The sequence below is a fragment of the Defluviitoga tunisiensis genome, from assembly GCF_000953715.1.
GTDB lineage: Bacteria > Thermotogota > Thermotogae > Petrotogales > Petrotogaceae > Defluviitoga > Defluviitoga tunisiensis.
On the sequence record NZ_LN824141.1, the window covers coordinates 250,740 to 267,803 of the forward strand.

General features: G+C 30.3%; 13 protein-coding genes. 2 read left to right on the plus strand and 11 right to left on the minus strand.

The window, feature by feature from the left end; genetic code table 11:
• Positions 1-30 precede the first annotated feature (30 nt).
• The 6 genes from DTL3_RS01225 to alr all read right to left on the minus strand — a co-directional run bounded on the left by DTL3_RS01225 (position 31) and on the right by alr (position 6,893).
• Positions 31-612: a hypothetical protein gene (locus tag DTL3_RS01225; RefSeq protein ID WP_045087177.1), complete on the minus strand. Its 582-nt coding sequence runs from the start codon at positions 610-612 to the stop codon at positions 31-33.
• Entirely contained in the window at positions 609-1,142 is a 534-nt protein-coding gene (gene hslV, locus DTL3_RS01230) for an ATP-dependent protease subunit HslV (RefSeq protein WP_045087178.1), read from the minus strand. Before hslV ends, DTL3_RS01225 begins: the two co-directional genes overlap by 4 nt.
• A 71-nt stretch (positions 1,143-1,213) precedes the next feature.
• The gene (locus DTL3_RS01235; RefSeq protein ID WP_045087179.1) at positions 1,214-2,104 is read right to left on the minus strand and encodes an ATP-grasp domain-containing protein; all 891 of its coding nucleotides are present in this window, start codon (positions 2,102-2,104) and stop codon (positions 1,214-1,216) included.
• 16 nt (positions 2,105-2,120) lie between these two features.
• Positions 2,121-4,439 (minus strand): type I DNA topoisomerase, encoded by a 2,319-nt coding sequence (gene topA, locus DTL3_RS01240; protein WP_231854022.1) that lies wholly within the window; start codon positions 4,437-4,439, stop codon positions 2,121-2,123.
• 251 nt (positions 4,440-4,690) lie between these two features.
• Positions 4,691-5,770 carry a 3'-5' exoribonuclease YhaM family protein gene (locus DTL3_RS01245; RefSeq protein WP_052670222.1) on the minus strand — a complete coding sequence of 360 codons (1,080 nt, stop codon included), beginning with the start codon at positions 5,768-5,770 and terminating at the stop codon, positions 4,691-4,693.
• 1 nt (position 5,771) lies between these two features.
• The gene (gene alr / locus DTL3_RS01250; RefSeq protein ID WP_045087180.1) at positions 5,772-6,893 is read right to left on the minus strand and encodes an alanine racemase; all 1,122 of its coding nucleotides are present in this window, start codon (positions 6,891-6,893) and stop codon (positions 5,772-5,774) included.
• A gap of 649 nt (positions 6,894-7,542) precedes the next feature.
• On the opposite strand from alr, the gene DTL3_RS01255 reads away from it, so the two are divergent.
• Entirely contained in the window at positions 7,543-9,042 is a 1,500-nt protein-coding gene (locus DTL3_RS01255) for a carboxypeptidase M32 (protein ID WP_045087181.1), read from the plus strand.
• A gap of 58 nt (positions 9,043-9,100) precedes the next feature.
• Here the strand turns inward: DTL3_RS01255 and DTL3_RS01260 are convergent, their stop codons facing one another.
• From DTL3_RS01260 to DTL3_RS01280, 5 genes are all read right to left on the minus strand, one after another.
• Complete coding sequence (locus tag DTL3_RS01260; RefSeq protein WP_045088524.1) at positions 9,101-11,473, minus strand: Lon protease family protein; 2,373 nt, start codon at positions 11,471-11,473, stop codon at positions 9,101-9,103.
• A gap of 90 nt (positions 11,474-11,563) precedes the next feature.
• The gene (gene purB, locus DTL3_RS01265; protein ID WP_045087182.1) at positions 11,564-12,865 is read right to left on the minus strand and encodes an adenylosuccinate lyase; all 1,302 of its coding nucleotides are present in this window, start codon (positions 12,863-12,865) and stop codon (positions 11,564-11,566) included.
• On the minus strand, positions 12,855-13,682 hold the full coding sequence (gene proC / locus DTL3_RS01270; protein WP_052670227.1) for a pyrroline-5-carboxylate reductase: 828 nt from the start codon (positions 13,680-13,682) through the stop codon (positions 12,855-12,857). The genes purB and proC overlap by 11 nt, the downstream gene beginning before the upstream one ends.
• A gap of 2 nt (positions 13,683-13,684) precedes the next feature.
• Positions 13,685-14,935: a glutamate-5-semialdehyde dehydrogenase gene (locus DTL3_RS01275; protein WP_045087184.1), complete on the minus strand. Its 1,251-nt coding sequence runs from the start codon at positions 14,933-14,935 to the stop codon at positions 13,685-13,687.
• A gap of 12 nt (positions 14,936-14,947) precedes the next feature.
• Entirely contained in the window at positions 14,948-16,036 is a 1,089-nt protein-coding gene (locus tag DTL3_RS01280) for a THUMP domain-containing class I SAM-dependent RNA methyltransferase (protein WP_045087185.1), read from the minus strand.
• A gap of 293 nt (positions 16,037-16,329) precedes the next feature.
• On the opposite strand from DTL3_RS01280, the gene DTL3_RS01285 reads away from it, so the two are divergent.
• On the plus strand, positions 16,330-17,040 hold the full coding sequence (locus tag DTL3_RS01285; RefSeq protein ID WP_045087186.1) for an FMN-binding protein: 711 nt from the start codon (positions 16,330-16,332) through the stop codon (positions 17,038-17,040).
• The last annotated feature ends 24 nt before the right edge of the window (positions 17,041-17,064 follow it).

The window sequence follows — 17,064 nt, forward strand, 5'->3', positions numbered from 1 at the left end:
AAAAATCCCCTTTATTTAAATGGGGATGAATTAAATATTCTCTAAAGTTATTTTAGCCCACGTTTCTAATTTGACATTTTCTAACTTTTCTATTTCACTTTTGGTAAGCCAAGTACTTTCAAAATTATCTACTTCCTTAATTTCTGCATATTCTACATAACCTTCAAAAAGAACTCCTATATGAACATTAGAAACGTCTTCTGAGTTGTCTCTTATAATTCCTTTGTAAACGTATTTTGCTGAGTGAGAAAGCCATAATTCTTCGTTTATTTCTCTATCCATACCGTTAAAAAAAGTTTGTTCTTTTGTATATCCTTCGTCTCTTTTATTTATATGTCCTCCAATACCAAGAGAAATTAGGTTATGAAGCCTTTTTTCTCCTTGATTCTCTGTTCTCTTTAATACTAAAAATTTATTATTTTTATTTTTAAAAACTATATAAGGAATTATTTGTTTGAATGATGTATCATCTTCTATTTTGTTTCTTTCAAAAAAATCTCCATATTCTAGAACTTCAATAAATTGAGTAAAATTAATTTTTATGAAATTGTCATTAGTATGAATTTTTTCAACAAATAATTCTGTAGGAACTGCAAATACATGTTCACTCATTCTATTATCTCCAAGGAAATATTTTCGTTGGTATATATACATATTTGACCTGCAATGTGTAATGACTTTTGAACTATTTCCTCAGCATCTAACTCTGTATTTCTTAAAAGAGCCAGGGCAGCAGCATACGCATATGGACCTCCAGAACCAATAGCTATAACATCTTCTTGAGGTTCCATTACCTCGCCATTTCCAGATATTAACAACATATTATCCTTATCGGCAACTAGTAGTAATGCCTCTAATCGTCTTAATACCTTATCCATTCTCCACTCCTTTGTAAGTTCTACTGCGGCTTTAACTAAATTACCATTAGAGGATTTATACTTAGTTTCAAACCTTTCATATAAAGCTAATGCATCTGCGACAGAACCAGCAAATCCAGAAATTACTTTTCCTTCTCCTATTCTCCTTACTTTTCGAGCATTGCCTTTGAAAACAGTTTCTCCCATTGTTACTTGACCATCACCGCCTATAACAGTCTTTCCATTTCTTTTTACACCAATTATTGTCGTTCCTTGAAATTGCACTTTTATTCCTCCTCTTATACTTCTTCATAACAATATCTTACCAAATGTACTACTATATTACATAAAGATTGTTACAAAAAAATCGAATGATTTTTCAGGATAAATTTTATAATATCTTCGAATTCTAAGCCAATTGCTTTTGCCGAAGTTGGTAGATCGCTTAAATCTGTCATTCCTGGTATAGTGTTTACTTCTAATACATAAACTTCATTCTCTTTTACAATGGCATCGACTCTAAACATATCTTTCAAAAATATTGAATTTGTAATTATCTCTCCAATTCTGTGCACCTGTTTTCTTATTTTTTCAGGAGGGTCCATCCATGGTTTTAAATCAGTTAACCCATTTGTATACTTTGCTTCATAATCATAAAATTCCTTTTTGGGGATAATTCGCAACAAGGGTAAAAGTTCAAACTCTTCCTTGTCTTCTATAAAAGAAATTGTAATCTCTTCACCTTTTATGTATTCTTGTATAATTACATCGCCAAATTCTATTAAATCTTTTTCTAAATAAAGCTTGTATTCTTCCAAGTTATGAATAATAAATACCCCTTTACTAGAACCACTTTTTCTCGGCTTAATCACTAAAGGTAATTCAAAAGGGGGATCTATAAAAACACTAGTTAAACATGTTTTTGGCATTTTAATAGATTCTTTAAAAAAAAGATAAAACAAGTATTTATCATAAGTTATGTATGATGTTTCAGGATTTGAACACGTGTAATCAATGCCTAACAATTCAAAAAGAGAAGGAAGCCTCCCATCTTCTCCAAAATCTCCATGAACAATGTTGAACACAAATTTATAATCTGTTATTTGATATATAAAGTTCTTGTCGATAGGATCTAAAATTTTGGTTTCAAATCCTAAATTGTTAAGACTTTTTTCAATATTTTTAGCGCTTCTAAATGAAACTTCACGCTCTAAAGAATTGCCTCCAGCAACTATGGGAATTATCAACTTAGATTTCTCCTTTTTATTTTTTTATCTTTTCAAGTTCATAATATTTTTTATCTTTTTCACAATATAATTTTTCTTTTCCTCGGCTAGTCCTATAAAATAATGTTTCTCCACATGATGGACATTTATACTCAGAAGGTTCATTCCAAAACATTTCCCCACAAGAAGTACATTTATAGTATATTTTCCCTTTTTTGCTTCTTAATTTTTCAACTTCTCCTCCACAATTTGGACAACTTCCTCGTGCATTTACATTTTTTGTAAAAGTGCATTTTGGATAATTGCTACAAGCAATAAATTCTCCGTATTTTCCAATTTTTAAAATCAAATCTCCCCCACAGACTGGACATTTCTCACCGGTTTTATTGTTTTCTTCATTAATTTTTAGATTAGTTTCTAAAAAATCTTTAATATACAATTTGTTTTTTATGGTCACACCAAATGATTCTAATGGTATCTTTAAAGTTTCTTTGCATTCATCACATGAAAGGTATAATCCGTATCTTCCAAAATTTAACACCATCATTTTGCCACATTTTTTGCAAGGAACATCGCTTTCGTAATTTAATTCTAATTCTCCATTTTTTATTTCCTTTGAAGCCCTTTCAAGAAATTTTTCAAACTCTACGTAAAAGTCTTCTAAAACTTTCTTACCTTTGTTTTTCCCTTCCTCTATTTGGTCTAAATCTTTTTCCATTCTCGCTGTAAATTTAACATCAACTATATCTGGAAAAAATTTTTCTAAAAAATCGTTGACTACAAAACCAGTTGTGGTGGGCCTAAGTGTACTTTTATCTATTTTTACTACATATTTTCTCTCTAATAAGGTTAATATTATTGTTGCATAAGTTGAAGGTCTTCCAATTTCCTTGGCTTCAAGTTCTTTAATTAAAGTAGCTTCTGTATACCTGTTTGGTGGATTTGTTTCCTTTTCTTCAAATTTAAGTTCTTCATAAGTAATTTTTTCATTTTTATCAAGTTCAAAGTAATTTTCTCCGTTTGATGACTTCCAAAATTTTTCAAATCCTTCAAAAAGACATTTTTTAGAGGTTATTTCAAATGAATATTTCAAATTCTCATCTTCTATTATATACTTTCTTTCCTGATATTTTGCAGGAGCTGCTTGAGATGCCATAAATCTGTTCCATATCAAAGTATATAATTTTAAATGATCTCCTGAAATAAGCTTTTTAGCTTTTTCGGGATCAATATTTACATCTGTCGGCCTAATAGCTTCATGCGCATCTTGTACATTTGATTTTTTACCCTTATTTATATAATTCCCAACATATTGTTTTCCATAATTTTTCTCTAAATATTCTAAAGCCGCTTTTTTGGCTTCTTCAGATATCCTTGTTGAATCTGTTCTCATATAAGTTATAAATGCAGTACTTCCTTCAGGCGTTTCTATACCTTCATACAAATCTTGAGCAATTTTCATAACCTTACTTGAACTCCAATTAAATATTGAAACCGCACTCTGTTGCATAGTACTTGTAATAAAAGGAGAAGGCGGATTTTTAAATGTTTCTTTTTCCTCTATACTAGTAACTTTCATTTCTTTATCTTTTAGATAATCAAAAATTTCATTTTTCTTTTTTGCATTAATAGTTTCTGGTTTTAAAGTCTTACCATTTTCTTTGGTTAAAGGAATGATCAAACCGTTATGATCCAAAAATATTTTAAAATACTTTTTAGGTTTAAACGTAAATATTTTTCTTTCTCTGTCAATTATTAATTTTAACGCTGCTGACTGAACTCTTCCAGCACTTGTATTATAGTTTTTAAGAACTCTCCATACTAAAGGAGAAATTTTGTATCCTACTATTCTGTCTAAAATTCTTCTAGCTATTTGTGCATCAACTTTATTTAAATCAAGACTTCTAGGATTATTTACAGAATTTAAAATAGCGTTTTTTGTTATTTCTGAGAATATTATCCTATTTTTTTCTTGAGGATCAAGATCTAACAATTGTGAAAGATGCCAAGCTATTGCTTCACCTTCTCTGTCCATATCAGACGCTAATAATACTTTTTTGTTTTTAGTTTCTTTCTGTATTTCTTTGATTACCTTTTCTTTATTTGGAATTATTTGAAATTCTGGCTCAAAATTATTTTCAATCTTAACCCCAAACTCTTTTTGAGGTAAATCCCTAATGTGTCCCTTTGAAGCAATAACCTTATAATCCTTCCCCAGATATCTTTCTATAGTCTTTGCCTTTGAAGGCGATTCTACTATCACAACATATTTTATATTTTCATTCTTAACGTCGTTCTTCATATTTTTGCTCTTTTTTTTATTGCTCTTCGTTTCTTCATTACTTTTTCTTGCCATCCATTTACCTCCTTGAACTACTACAATACTCACTTTAGAGTTTCCAAAATCCTTATTATATGTATTTTTTAGATTTGATTTTTTACAAAATGTTTCCTTACTTCTACTACTCACCAATTCTTAATTTTTTAAACTTTTCGGTACTTGTACCAAGATAAAATGGGAAAGTTCTGTACTGAACCTGTTATAAATTCAAAATTCTATTTTTAGAAAATCTTCATTTCTAAAGTCTCTACTACTAAAAGCTAAGATTAATCGCTGTATTTTTCAATTTTCATTTTTCTCTCAAGTCTTTTATCATATTCACTCCATGTAGAGTTTTCATTTATTTGAAGGGCATTTCTTATATTTTCTTTAGCCCGGGCTATCTTAGAATCAATGTTATCACTAAAATTTACAATCATCGCTTCTAAAGTTTTTGGTACAACAGGGCTTCCATACTCAATTTCTCCATGATGAGACAGGATAATGTGTATTATATGATCTAGATCTTCTTTACTTATCCGTTCTCCAATCTTTTCTGCCTCTTCATAAATTAGTTTTACTCCTAAAGGAATATGACCCATTAATTCACCTTGCTCAGTTTTTTCTATTCCACTCGGTGTAATAACATATTCTTCAATCTTTCCAATATCATGTAATAGGGCCCCAGCAATTATTATATCTTTATTGATATATACTTCTTCTTCAGAATAGGTTTTATAAAGTTTAAGAGATAATTCAGTAACCTTCAAACTATGCTCTATTAAACCATTTTGATAGGCATGATGAATATCCATTGCTGCTGGTGAGGTTAGAAACATCTCCCTTATATAATCGTTTTCAATAAAGATTGAGGTTAGTAATGCTTTAACACCTAAATTTTCTACTTGAACTATGTAATTCTCTAATGTATTAATTAAGGTGTTTAACTCGGTTTGAGAACTCTTCATATATTTTTCTGGATTCACCTCTAAGGGATTTAATATTTCTATAGCTTCTTCATCATTGATCAAATTTATCTGAATTCTATTCTCAAAAAAAACAGTTTTTCCTTTCAACTTTATAACTTCTCCAACTTGAATTTTATTATTATTTTCTTCAGGATAATACCAATCAACTGCTCTAATTGACTGACTTTTATCTGCTAATGTTATTAGTAGAAATGATCTGTCAGATTTAGTTTTTTGAAGCCTTTTACTTACTACTTTGCCTTCTACTTGTACCTCTTCATTAGGTTTGAGTTCAGAAATTAAATTAACCTGTTTGAAAGCTTCCTTTTTAACAAAATCAGAGTTATTATCTCCTTTTTGCCCTTTTAGAATTTCTCCTATTGAATAATTATCTCCCAAGTCAATTTCCTCCTCTAATGTAAATTCTTGGAACTCTCCTAGTTAACTTAGAGGTGATTTCATAATTAATCGTTCCTGCTTTTTGTGCTAATTCTTCACAAGTAATACTTACTCCATCTTGTTCTCCAATTAGAACAACTTCATCTCCAACATTTGTGTTGACTTCAGTGATATCAACTACCATCTGATCCATAGAAATATTCCCCAATATTCGACATTTTTTTCCATTAATTAAAACATAGGCTTTATTTGAGAGATTTCTAAAATAACCATCTGCATATCCTATTGGAACAATAGCGGTTTTCATCGATTTTAATGTGGTAAAGGTTCTACCATAACCAATACTTTCGCCAGATTTTACCATATTTATTTTAGCTACCGTGCTTTTCAATTCCATTACTGGTTTCAATTCTTCTACTTTAATAATATTTGATGGCTGCATACCAAAAGTTGCAACACCTGGTCTTACATAATCTAAAGAACTCTGCGGAAAAAATAGAAGACCAGCACTATTGGCTAGATGTCTTATCTTTATATCAATTCCCTCATTAATAATGTAATTTAAAATATTGAGAAATTTATCATACTGTATTTTAACAAACTCGTCTTTTTCATCAGCAGTTGCAAAATGAGAATAAATTCCTTCAACGTTAATATTATGTTTTTTGATCAATCTGATTAATGTTGATAATTCTTCTTCTCTTATTCCTATTCTATTCATTCCTGTGTCAACATTTATATGAAAAACTAATTTTTTAATGTCTTTTCCTAGTATACCACAAGCTTTTTCGAGAAAGTCTATAGAAGTAATCGTAGGTCTTAAATAATCAGAATAATCTAATACGCTTTTTAAATCTTTAGGATCAAAATAATTAAAGATCAAGACTTTCGATAAAATTCCCGAGCTTAATAATTCTAATGCTTCTTCTAAAAAGGCTACAGCAAACATATCATAACCCGACTTTAATGCAGCTTTCCCTAATTCTTGCATTCCATGGCCATAAGCATCTGCCTTGAGAACGGGCATAATTTTAGCAGTTGTACAGGAATTTAGAAATTCCAAGTTCTTAAGATATTTTTCGATGTTTACAACTGCAAATGTGTTTCTACCAATTATATTCATTGTATTAAAGTCAGATGCTATAAATCAAATATAGATTAATACAATCTATATTGAGCACCCTCCCTCCTTTCAATTATTGACTTGTTTTATGAGTAAATTAGCTATACAGTCATTAATTAATATTTATTTATAGCATAGATATTTTAAGTAAATACCCACCTATAGGATACTTAAACTATAATTATTATTTCTTTTAATTTTCTCTGATCGAAAATACACCTTTAACAAATATTTTTATATATTTTAGTAATTTAAAGATTATATACTTAACATAAAATACTCTTTAAAGGTTAAAAACATCTTGCCATAAATGAATATCTTTGTTAATAATATTTTTTAGGTTTTGTCTACTAATAAAAAAGCCTTGTTTGAATTATTTATAATTTTAAATAAATTATCTGATCAGAATTATTATTGTATTTAGGTTATTTGATATTAATATCTAGATTAGGATACTAGCAAGTCACCAACGCCGTCCTTCTAAATTTGAATTTATGTTTTTATAATATTTATAAAATAACCTACGAAAATTATACAATAAATAAATTAATTTATCAAAAATAGAAGTTTTGTCTTCAAAATAAAAAACTGATATAATTAGGTAAGTTTACTATTTTTAAAACAAAATATGTTAGGTGGAGGCAAGAATATGGAAAAATTTATGGATTTTAAAGAATATTTGGCTAAAATTTCGCGTTATGAACAAGCACTTTCTCTTATCTACTGGGACCTTGAAACTTATGCACCTGAAAATTCTGTAAATTATAGATCAGAAGTACTAGGTGAACTATCTGAAAGACATTATAATCTTTTTGTTTCTGATACAATAGCTGAATATTTAGATTATTTTTCACAAGAAAACATTTTTAATAGTTTTTGCGAACAAGATAAAGCATTAATAAAAGTAACAAAAAAAGAATTCGAAAAAATAAAAAAAATTCCTGTAAAACTTGTAAGAAAACTAGCGCAGACCACTACAAAAGCAAATCATGCTTGGAAAAAAGCAAAAGAATGTGATAATTTTAATCTTTTTCAACCTTATTTAGAAGAAATTTTAGTGCTAAACAAAGAAAAAGCAGATATATTAGGGTATGAAAATAATAGATATGACGCCTTATTAGATTTATATGAACCTAACTTAAAAACTACAGAAATTTCTAAAATCAATGAATATTTAAAAGAGAATTTAACTCCTTTTTTAAATAAACTACTTGAAGACGGAGAAAAACCTCAAGATGATTTTTATAAGCAAAATTTTGATTTTAACAAACAAAAGCAATTGTCATTAGAAGCTTTAAAATTTATGAATTTTGACTTCAATTCTGGTAGATTGGATATTTCTGTACACCCTTTTACAACAAAAATCGGCCCCAGGGATGTAAGAATTACTACAAAATATAGCCCCCTAGATCTTAGATATTCTTTGTTTTCTACTATTCACGAATGTGGTCATGCACTTTATGAGTTAAATATACCAGAAGCTTTTTTTGAAACTCCTTTAGATGAAGGGGCTTCAATGGCTATCCATGAGTCTCAATCAAGATTTTGGGAAAACTTTATAGGCAGAAGCTTTCCTTTTTGGAATTTCTTTTCACCTATATTAAAAGCTATACTCAATTCTTTTGAAGGCTTATCAATTGAATCTCTTTACAAAGGAGTAAATATAGTCGAGAGGAGCTTATTAAGAACAGAAGCAGACGAAGTTACCTATAATTTTCATATAATGTTGAGATATGAAATTGAAGAAGCTCTAATAAATGACAGAATTACTACTAAAGAATTGCCTTTAATATGGAATGATAAAATGAAAGAATATTTAGGAATAGTTCCTCCAAATGATTCTCTTGGTGTTTTACAAGATGTTCACTGGTCTAATGGTTCATTTGGTTACTTTCCATCATATATGTTAGGTAATCTTTATGCGGCTCAATTTAATTCTAAATTAAAGCAAGACGTACCTGATTATTCTTTAGAACTTGAAAAAGGTAACGCTACATCGATTTTAACCTGGTTAAAAGAGAACATTCACCAATATGGAAAAATGTATGAACCTCAAGAACTTATCTATAAAGTTACCGGAGAAACGCTTAATCCAAAATATTTTGTTGATTATATAACAAATAAGTATACAGAAATCTACAATATTTGATAAAAATGCTGCGAGTTTATGTAAAGTTAACTCGCAGCTGTTTCATTTTCTCACATATTTAATCTTTTTTCTCGTTCTCTTTTTCGTCTTCTTTTTTTGCTAGTTTTTTTAGATTTTCACATACATGATAATAAAAAGTTCCTTCTTCATACTCACCTTTTTCATTTATTTTTCCTGCTTTATAATCTGTCATCAATTCTACTGCCTCATCTATATTATCAATAATCCAAATATGAAAATTCTCATTTTCTATATCTTGAATAATTTCATCTTTTATAACTATATTATCAACATTTTTTGCTGGTATAATCACACCTTGTTTTCCATTGAAACCTTTTATTTTACAGGTTTGGTAAAAACCTTCTATCTTCTGAGTTATTCCACCAACCGGTAAAACTTCTCCACTTTGATCCATAGAACCAGTAATAGCAATACTTTGTTTTAATGGAATATTTGCTATTGACGACATTAAAGCAAGAGTTTCAGCTACAGTTGCACTATCTCCTTCTATAATAGAGTAGACCTGTTCAAAATTTAGTGATACACCAAATCCACTTTGTATAAACGTAGAAAACTTATGTTTAAAATAATTTTCTATTATCAACGAAGACTTTTTGTATATTTTTCCACTTAAATCTATGTCACGATGTATATTTATTATTTTTTCAGAAGAAGATCGATAACTTTTAGCTGTAATCTTTACTGGATGTCCAAATGAAAAATCTATAGTATCGAGTACTGTTAAACCATTAATTTGACCAACCTTATAGCCTTCCACTAATAAATCTATTTTCTCGTTTTTAATAGCATCAAATATTTTATCTCTGTGAAATGAAAACATTTTTTCTTTGAAATCTATTGCACTTCTTATATTATTTGCATTTATATAATAATTGGCAGGTATTTTACGAGAAAAATTATAAGCATCTATTAAAAGATTTTTTAGTTCTCCCAATTTCAAAGAAATTTTTTTATTACTTCCATTAATCCTGCATGCATATTTTATTATCTCTTCTACCCCATCTTTTGTTATATGTGAAAGATTGTTTTCTTGAACAGCATTACTTAAAAACGCCATAAACTTATTTATATTCTCATCATCTAATTCTACTTCATAGTCAAATTGTGATTTTACTGGGAATAATTTTTCAAATTCGCTATCGTATGCTCTCATCATTGTGTAAACCCATTCTTCACCAATTAATATAACTCTAATATTTAAAGGTAAAGGTTCTGGCTCTAAAGTTTCTACACTTGAATAACCTTCTGCAGCTTGAATATTTTCAATTTTTATCTCATTCTCTGTCAAAATTCGCTTCAAGACTTCCCAAGAATAAGGTTTCCTAAGAACTTTCTCAGCTTCCATTATTAGATAACCGCCAGTTGCTTTATGAAATGCACCAGGTTTTATCATAGTAAAATCTGTATGAAGAAATCCCATCTGTGAATAATATTCTATTCTTCCAACAAGATTTGAAAAAGTTGGGTTATCTTCCTCAACAACAGGGGCACCTTGAAGATAAGAATTATCAACTAAAACATTAACAGCATACCTCTTTTCTTTAAGCGCTTTAATAATATTTTGATTATCAGAGGTTAATTGCGATAGGTGAGTAGCCATATCTTCTTTCAAGAGTTGAAGGTATTCAAAAACATCAGAATATTTCAAATACTTTTTTTCTAAAGGTTCAAAAAGTTTACTTAAACTAAAAGTAGCCCAATACCTTCTTAGATTTTTAACCTCCTCCCAATACTCCTTGTCTAGTTGAGTTATTCTTGACATAGTTCTTTCGATTAACTGCATTAATCTTTCAGAGTTTTTTCTAAACTGTTCTTTAATTTCATCTGGAAGACCTTCAAATTCTTGAGGAGTAAGCCTTTTTCCATTAAAGATAGGGACACTTATAATACCTCTTTGTGAGGCTTCGAGTATGAAGCCTAAATTTTGAGCCTCTTTTCTTAAATCGTTCCATAATTGTTCTCTTTGAGCATTATATTCTCTTTCTAAAGAACTCAAGCGGTCTTGAAATTCTTCTGTAGCCATTGTCTTGTTCAATACCTGAACAGATGAATCTATAATATTTTGTAATTCAGATTTGAACTTTTTTCCTTCTCCTGCAGGCAATCTTAAAAGTTTTGGCTTCCTTTCCTCTAGAAAATTAAATACGTACATTACATCTGGAGGAGTTTTTTGACCTAAAGCAATTTTTTCTACAATCTTACGAGTCATACTTCTTCTACCACTACCTGTAGGTCCAACCACAAATATGTTGTTTGAATTGTTAGAGCTTCTTAACGCAAAATCAATAATCTCACATGCATCTTTTTGTATCGTATAATCTTGATATGACCCTACTTTTATTGATTGTGTATTCTCTACTTTTATTTCAGGTATATTTATTGAGAAATCACTTAATTTTAGTTTTCTCATAAAATTTTTAGGCGAAATAGCCCTTAGTTTTGTAAACATTAATTATAGAAAAAGGGAGTCGCCTTCCTCCTTTCTTAACAAATTGGACTTTCAAAGGTAACTAAAGTCAAATCTATTAAAAATTGCTTCTATGTTTCTTAAATAATATTGTGGTGAAAATAATTCTTCAAACTCTTCTTGAGACAAATTTTCGAGAATTCGACTTTCTTGGGAAAGTAGATCTTTAAAATTCTTCTTTTGATCCCATGCCTTCATTGCATATTTTTGCACTAATTCATAAGCTTCTTCTCGGCTGAATCCTTTTTCGACAAGCTTCAAAAGTACTCTTTGTGAATACACTAAATTGTAAGATTTTTCAATGTTCTCTTTCATTGCATCCTCATGCACTACCAAATTGCTTGCCAAAAAATTTGCTTTATTTAACATATAATAAGCCAAAATAGTAGCATCTGTCATGAATACCCTTTCAACTGAAGAATGGGAAATATCTCTCTCATGCCACAAAGAAATATTTTCGTAAGCTGCAGATACATAAGATCTTAACATCCTAGACATTCCTGTTAACCGTTCACATAAAATCGGATTTTTCTTATGAGGCATTGCAGAAGATCCTCTTTGCCCTTTTTTAAATGGCTCTTCTACTTCTAATACCTCAGTTTTTTGAAGATGTCTTATTTCTATGGCAAATCTTTCAATAGAAGCACCAATTAACGCTAACACGCTAAAAAATTCTGCATGAAGATCTCGTGGGACGACTTGTGTTGAAACTTTGCAAGGTCGAAGTTCTAACTTTCTCAAGGCTATTTCTTCTACTTGAGGATCTAAATTTGCATAGTTTCCAACAGCTCCACTGATTTTCCCTTGTGAAATATCAAAGATGGCTTTTTCTAACCTTTCTTTATTTCTTTCTGACTCCGACACGAAACTTAATATTTTTAAACCAAAAGAAGTTGGTTCTGCATGAACTCCATGAGTTCTACCTACAATCACTGTATATTTATGTTTTAAAGCCAGTTTTTTCAAAGAGTTGATGTAATTATCTAGCTCTTTTTCTATGAGCTCCCCAGCTCTTTTAATAGCCAAAGCATTTGCAGTATCTACCACATCAGAAGATGTCAAACCCATATGAAAATATCTAGCAGCATCACCCATATATTCTGTAACAACTTTTATAAAGGCTATCACATCATGATCAACTACTTTCTCAGTTTCCAAAATTTTTTCTACATCAATCTTTGCCTTCTGCCTTGCTTCTAAGGCGGTCCCCTGAGGAGCAATATTTAATTGTTCAAATGCCTCAATTACAGCGAGTTCTACTTCGAGCCATCTATTATACTGTGCTTCTAATGTCCAAATATCCTTAATAGGACTTATTGAGTATCTATCTATCAAATTTAACACCTCTTTGTGAATTTATTTCTTGAGATCTGTTTGCTGCTTCCTTTACTGCATTCATTATTATCCCACGAATACCCCGATTTTCTAAAACCTCAATCCCTCTAATAGCAGTTCCCCCAGGTGAAGTAACCATATCTTTTAATTCGCCAGGATGTTTATTGCTTTCCAGTACCATTTTAGCAGACCCTAAAACTGTTCTTGCAGCAAATTCTAAGGAAAGATCTCTAGGTAACCCCATTAAAACTCCTCCATCGGCTAAGGCTTCAATAATAATGTACACATAAGCAGGACCACTTCCACTTAAAGCTGTTATAACATCCATCATATCTTCTTCTACTAAATAGACTCTACCAACGCTTTCCAAAAGATTTTTAACCATACTGATTTCTTCATCAGACACATTCTTGTTTCTGCTTATTGCTATTACACCTTCTCCAACCAATATTGGAGTATTAGGCATTGCACGTATTATTTTTGCGGATGAAGGCAAAGCTTTTTCTAAATGTTCAATGGTTATCCCAGCTGCAATAGAAATAACTATTTTGTCTTTACAAAAGGAACTAATTTCTTTCAATACTTTATCAATTACCTGAGGTTTAACTGATAGAAGAACTATATCACATTGTTGAACAGCCTTGATATTATCATTCAAAGTCTCAATATTGCAATATACAGGGTTCATTTCAAAATTGTCTACACAAATATCTGTACCAACTATCTGTTCTTTTTTCAAAATTCCCGCATTAACCAAGCCTTTTGCTAAAGTGCTTCCCATTTTACCTAAACCTATTATGCATAATTTTTTGTCCATTTTCATCTGACCTGCCCATTACCTAAAATAACATATTTATATGTAGTGAGATCCTCTATACCAATAGGACCTCTAACATGAAGCTTTTGGGTACTAATACCCATCTCTGCACCGTAACCAAATTCCTCTCCATCGGTGAACCTAGTTGAAGCGTTAACATACACTGCAGCAGCATCAATTTCATTCAAAAATTTTCTGATTGTTATATAATTTTCTGTAACAATGGCTTCAGAATGTTTTGAGCTATATGTATTTATATGTTTAATAGCCTCTTCAACATCTTCGACTATTTTTACTGCTAGGATGTAATCTAAATATTCTGTTTCCCAGTCCTTATCGGTTGCAGGTTTTATTTGAGGTAAAATTTTTAAGGTTTTTTTACACCCTCTAAACTCAACTTTATTATTTAATAAAAGGTATAATTTTTTAAGAAATTCATTAGCTATATCGTTGTGTACAAGAATAGTTTCCACTGCATTACATACCGAAGGTCTACTTATTTTAGCATTCTCTACTATCTTTAAGGCCTTATTAATATCCGCATCTTTATCTACATACACATGACAATTACCTGCTCCAGTTTGTATTACAGGTATTCTAGAATTTTCGATTGTGTAGTTTATTAGTGAAGGACCTCCACGTGGGATCAGAACATCTATATATTGATATAATTTCATCAATTCATCAACTGCTTTTCTATCAGTCACATCAATGAATTGAACAATTTCTTTGGAAAAACCTGCTTTTTCAATTGCGTTTTGTATAACGTTTACTAAAGCTGTGTTAGAATTTATGGCTTCAGATCCTCCTCTTAAAATAACTGTATTGCCTGATTTTATACATAAAGCTGCTGCATCAACTGTAACGTTGGGACGTGCTTCATAAATAATAGCAACTACTCCTAAAGGTACAACCATTTTACCTATCATTAAACCATTAGGACGTTTCCACATAGTCTTAATATCACCTAATGTACTAGGCAAATTAGCAACCTTTTCAACACTATTAGATATATTAAATATCCGCTCTTCATTTAATTTAAGCCTATCCAATAAAGCCTCAGTAATTCCCTTTTCTTTAGCTAAGGATAAATCTTTTTGATTCTCTAATAAAATGTAATCACTTTTTTCTCTTAATTCATTCGCTATATATTTAAGTATGTTTTTTCTATCTGCATCAGAAATCAAAGCAAATTCAGTACATATTTGTTTTGCCTTCATTGCTTTTTCAACAACTAGACTTTCAATATTCATTTCATTCCTCCCTCATTGATAGAACATATAGAACCATACCCAGATACCACTGTTTTGAAATTTAAATTTTTTATTTGCTTTCCTTCCAAAGTATTCTTCAAAATTAGACTCTGGAGTTATAAAATAAAACTTTCCATTTGGAAAAGCTCTCAATAAATGTCTCATTTTCTTATAAGTATCTTTTGTATTATCTTTTTCTTTCATACCATATGGTAAGTTTGAAATAAAATAAATTTCATCATTTGACGATTCTAGAGATTCCATTGCTTTTTTTTCAAAATGGATCTTAACGTTCGCTAAAGACGCATTTTCTTTTGCAATAGAAATTGCTTTATAACTCTTGTCGTATCCATATATTCTATAATTTATTTCTTCTGGCTCAAAATATGGGTAAAAACTATGCCTAAATTCATTAAATATTCTCCATTTTTCGCATACATATTCTTTTTTTAATGATTTACCACTTGCATATAAGGCTGCCTCAATTGGAATTGTTCCTGAACCACAAAAAGGATCTATTAAAGTATATTTTGCTTCCCACTTTGATAGAAGAACCATACTCGCAGCTATCGTTTCTCTTAGGGAAGTACTAACATGTTGCGTTCTATAACCTCTTTTAGCAAGTGATTCTTTATAAACAGTATCAAGGGCAACTGTTACTACATTATCTTTTAAATACACATAGATAGGGTAAATTACCTCGTTTTCTTCCCAAATTGTACATTTGTAGCTACTTTTGAGTTTTTCATATATTGCTTTTTTGATAATTGATGCCACAGCACCTGTTGCTGATAAATCAGAATTTGTTATCTTAACTTTTTCAACAACTAATCTTCCATTTTTTTCAACATATTCCGCCCAATTAAGATTATAAACTTTATCAAAAAGATCATCAAAGTTATTTGAATAAAACTCTCCAACTTTTATTAATATCCTATCAACAGTCCTAAAATTATTTAATATACTCGGAATATCTTCAAGAGGGGCAGAAAATTTTACTTTACCAGACATTGAATCAATAATGTTATAACCATGAGACTTTATTTCATAAGCTGGAGCTGCCTCCAACCCAGATGTGCATAATGAAATTAACTCAACCATGTTGTACTCCTTACCTGTGACTTTTTCTGTTTATTATTAATTATACCATTTAATTTAGACATTTATTGTACATGACTCAAAGGAATGTAAATGATTAAATTTAACCATTGATACAATAAAAATTTATAAATGTACAACTCTTATATACACTAAAAAGCATAAAAACCCTTGACTCATATACAAAGTTCTGATAAAATTATAAATGTATAAAGGAAAAAATAAGTGGAGCAACAGCAATTAAATTTATAATCATATTGTTAAATATCGCACAAATAAAAGGAGGCTGAGATTCAATGAACAAAAAAAGAGTTTTGTCAGTTATGTTAGTAGTAGTATTAATGGTTTCAATGAGTTTTGCCGCTCTCTTTGGAAAAGCAAAGTGGAATGATGGAACTTACGTAGGTTATTCCGATCCAAGCGATAGAACCTACACAAAGGCCGTTGTAAAAATTGAAAAAGGTAAAATAGTTGAGGTCACATTAGAGGAAATCATTAACACAACAGGATTCGCAAAGGATGAAACTTACCCATGGGAACCATGGCACGAAGCAATGAAGGAATTACCAAAGAGATTTGTTAAGGCAAATGGTACTAAAATAGATACTTATACAGGTGCAACACACTCTTCTGAAATGGCCATTCAAGCAGTTGAAAGAGCTTTGAAACGTGCTGAAGGGTTTGAGGGAGTAATAGATGGAAAATATGTGGGTCATTCGCAAATTTCCGAAAGAAATGACAGGGCAAATGCAATAATAGAAGTAAAAGATGGAAAGTTGGTTAGTGTAGTCTTAAACGAATACAGAGATGTTTATAACACAGGAGAACCAAAAACAGAAGAAACTTATCCTTGGGAAGCATTTCATGAAGCAAAAGTAGTTATTGCAGAAAGAATTTTGGAAAAGGGAACTGTCCCAGTTGATACTTATACTGGAGCTACAGGAAGTTCTAATATGTTCATTGAGGCAGTTAAAGACGCTATGATAAAAGCCGGTTTTAAGTTTTAATTCCATTTGTATATAAACTAATAA

Bases quoted from the DNA above. Each gene is read 5' to 3' on its own strand.
- DTL3_RS01225 (WP_045087177.1), bottom strand. From the start codon at position 612: ATGAGTGAACATGTATTTGCAGTTCCTACAGAATTATTTGTTGAAAAA.
- topA (WP_231854022.1), bottom strand. From the start codon at position 4,439: ATGGCAAGAAAAAGTAATGAAGAAACGAAGAGCAATAAAAAAAAGAGC.
- alr (WP_045087180.1), bottom strand. From the start codon at position 6,893: ATGAATATAATTGGTAGAAACACATTTGCAGTTGTAAACATCGAAAAA.
- DTL3_RS01255 (WP_045087181.1), top strand. From the start codon at position 7,543: ATGGAAAAATTTATGGATTTTAAAGAATATTTGGCTAAAATTTCGCGT.
- DTL3_RS01260 (WP_045088524.1), bottom strand. From the start codon at position 11,473: ATGAGAAAACTAAAATTAAGTGATTTCTCAATAAATATACCTGAAATA.
- proC (WP_052670227.1), bottom strand. From the start codon at position 13,682: ATGGACAAAAAATTATGCATAATAGGTTTAGGTAAAATGGGAAGCACT.
- DTL3_RS01275 (WP_045087184.1), bottom strand. From the start codon at position 14,935: ATGAATATTGAAAGTCTAGTTGTTGAAAAAGCAATGAAGGCAAAACAA.
- DTL3_RS01280 (WP_045087185.1), bottom strand. From the start codon at position 16,036: ATGGTTGAGTTAATTTCATTATGCACATCTGGGTTGGAGGCAGCTCCA.
- DTL3_RS01285 (WP_045087186.1), top strand. From the start codon at position 16,330: ATGAACAAAAAAAGAGTTTTGTCAGTTATGTTAGTAGTAGTATTAATG.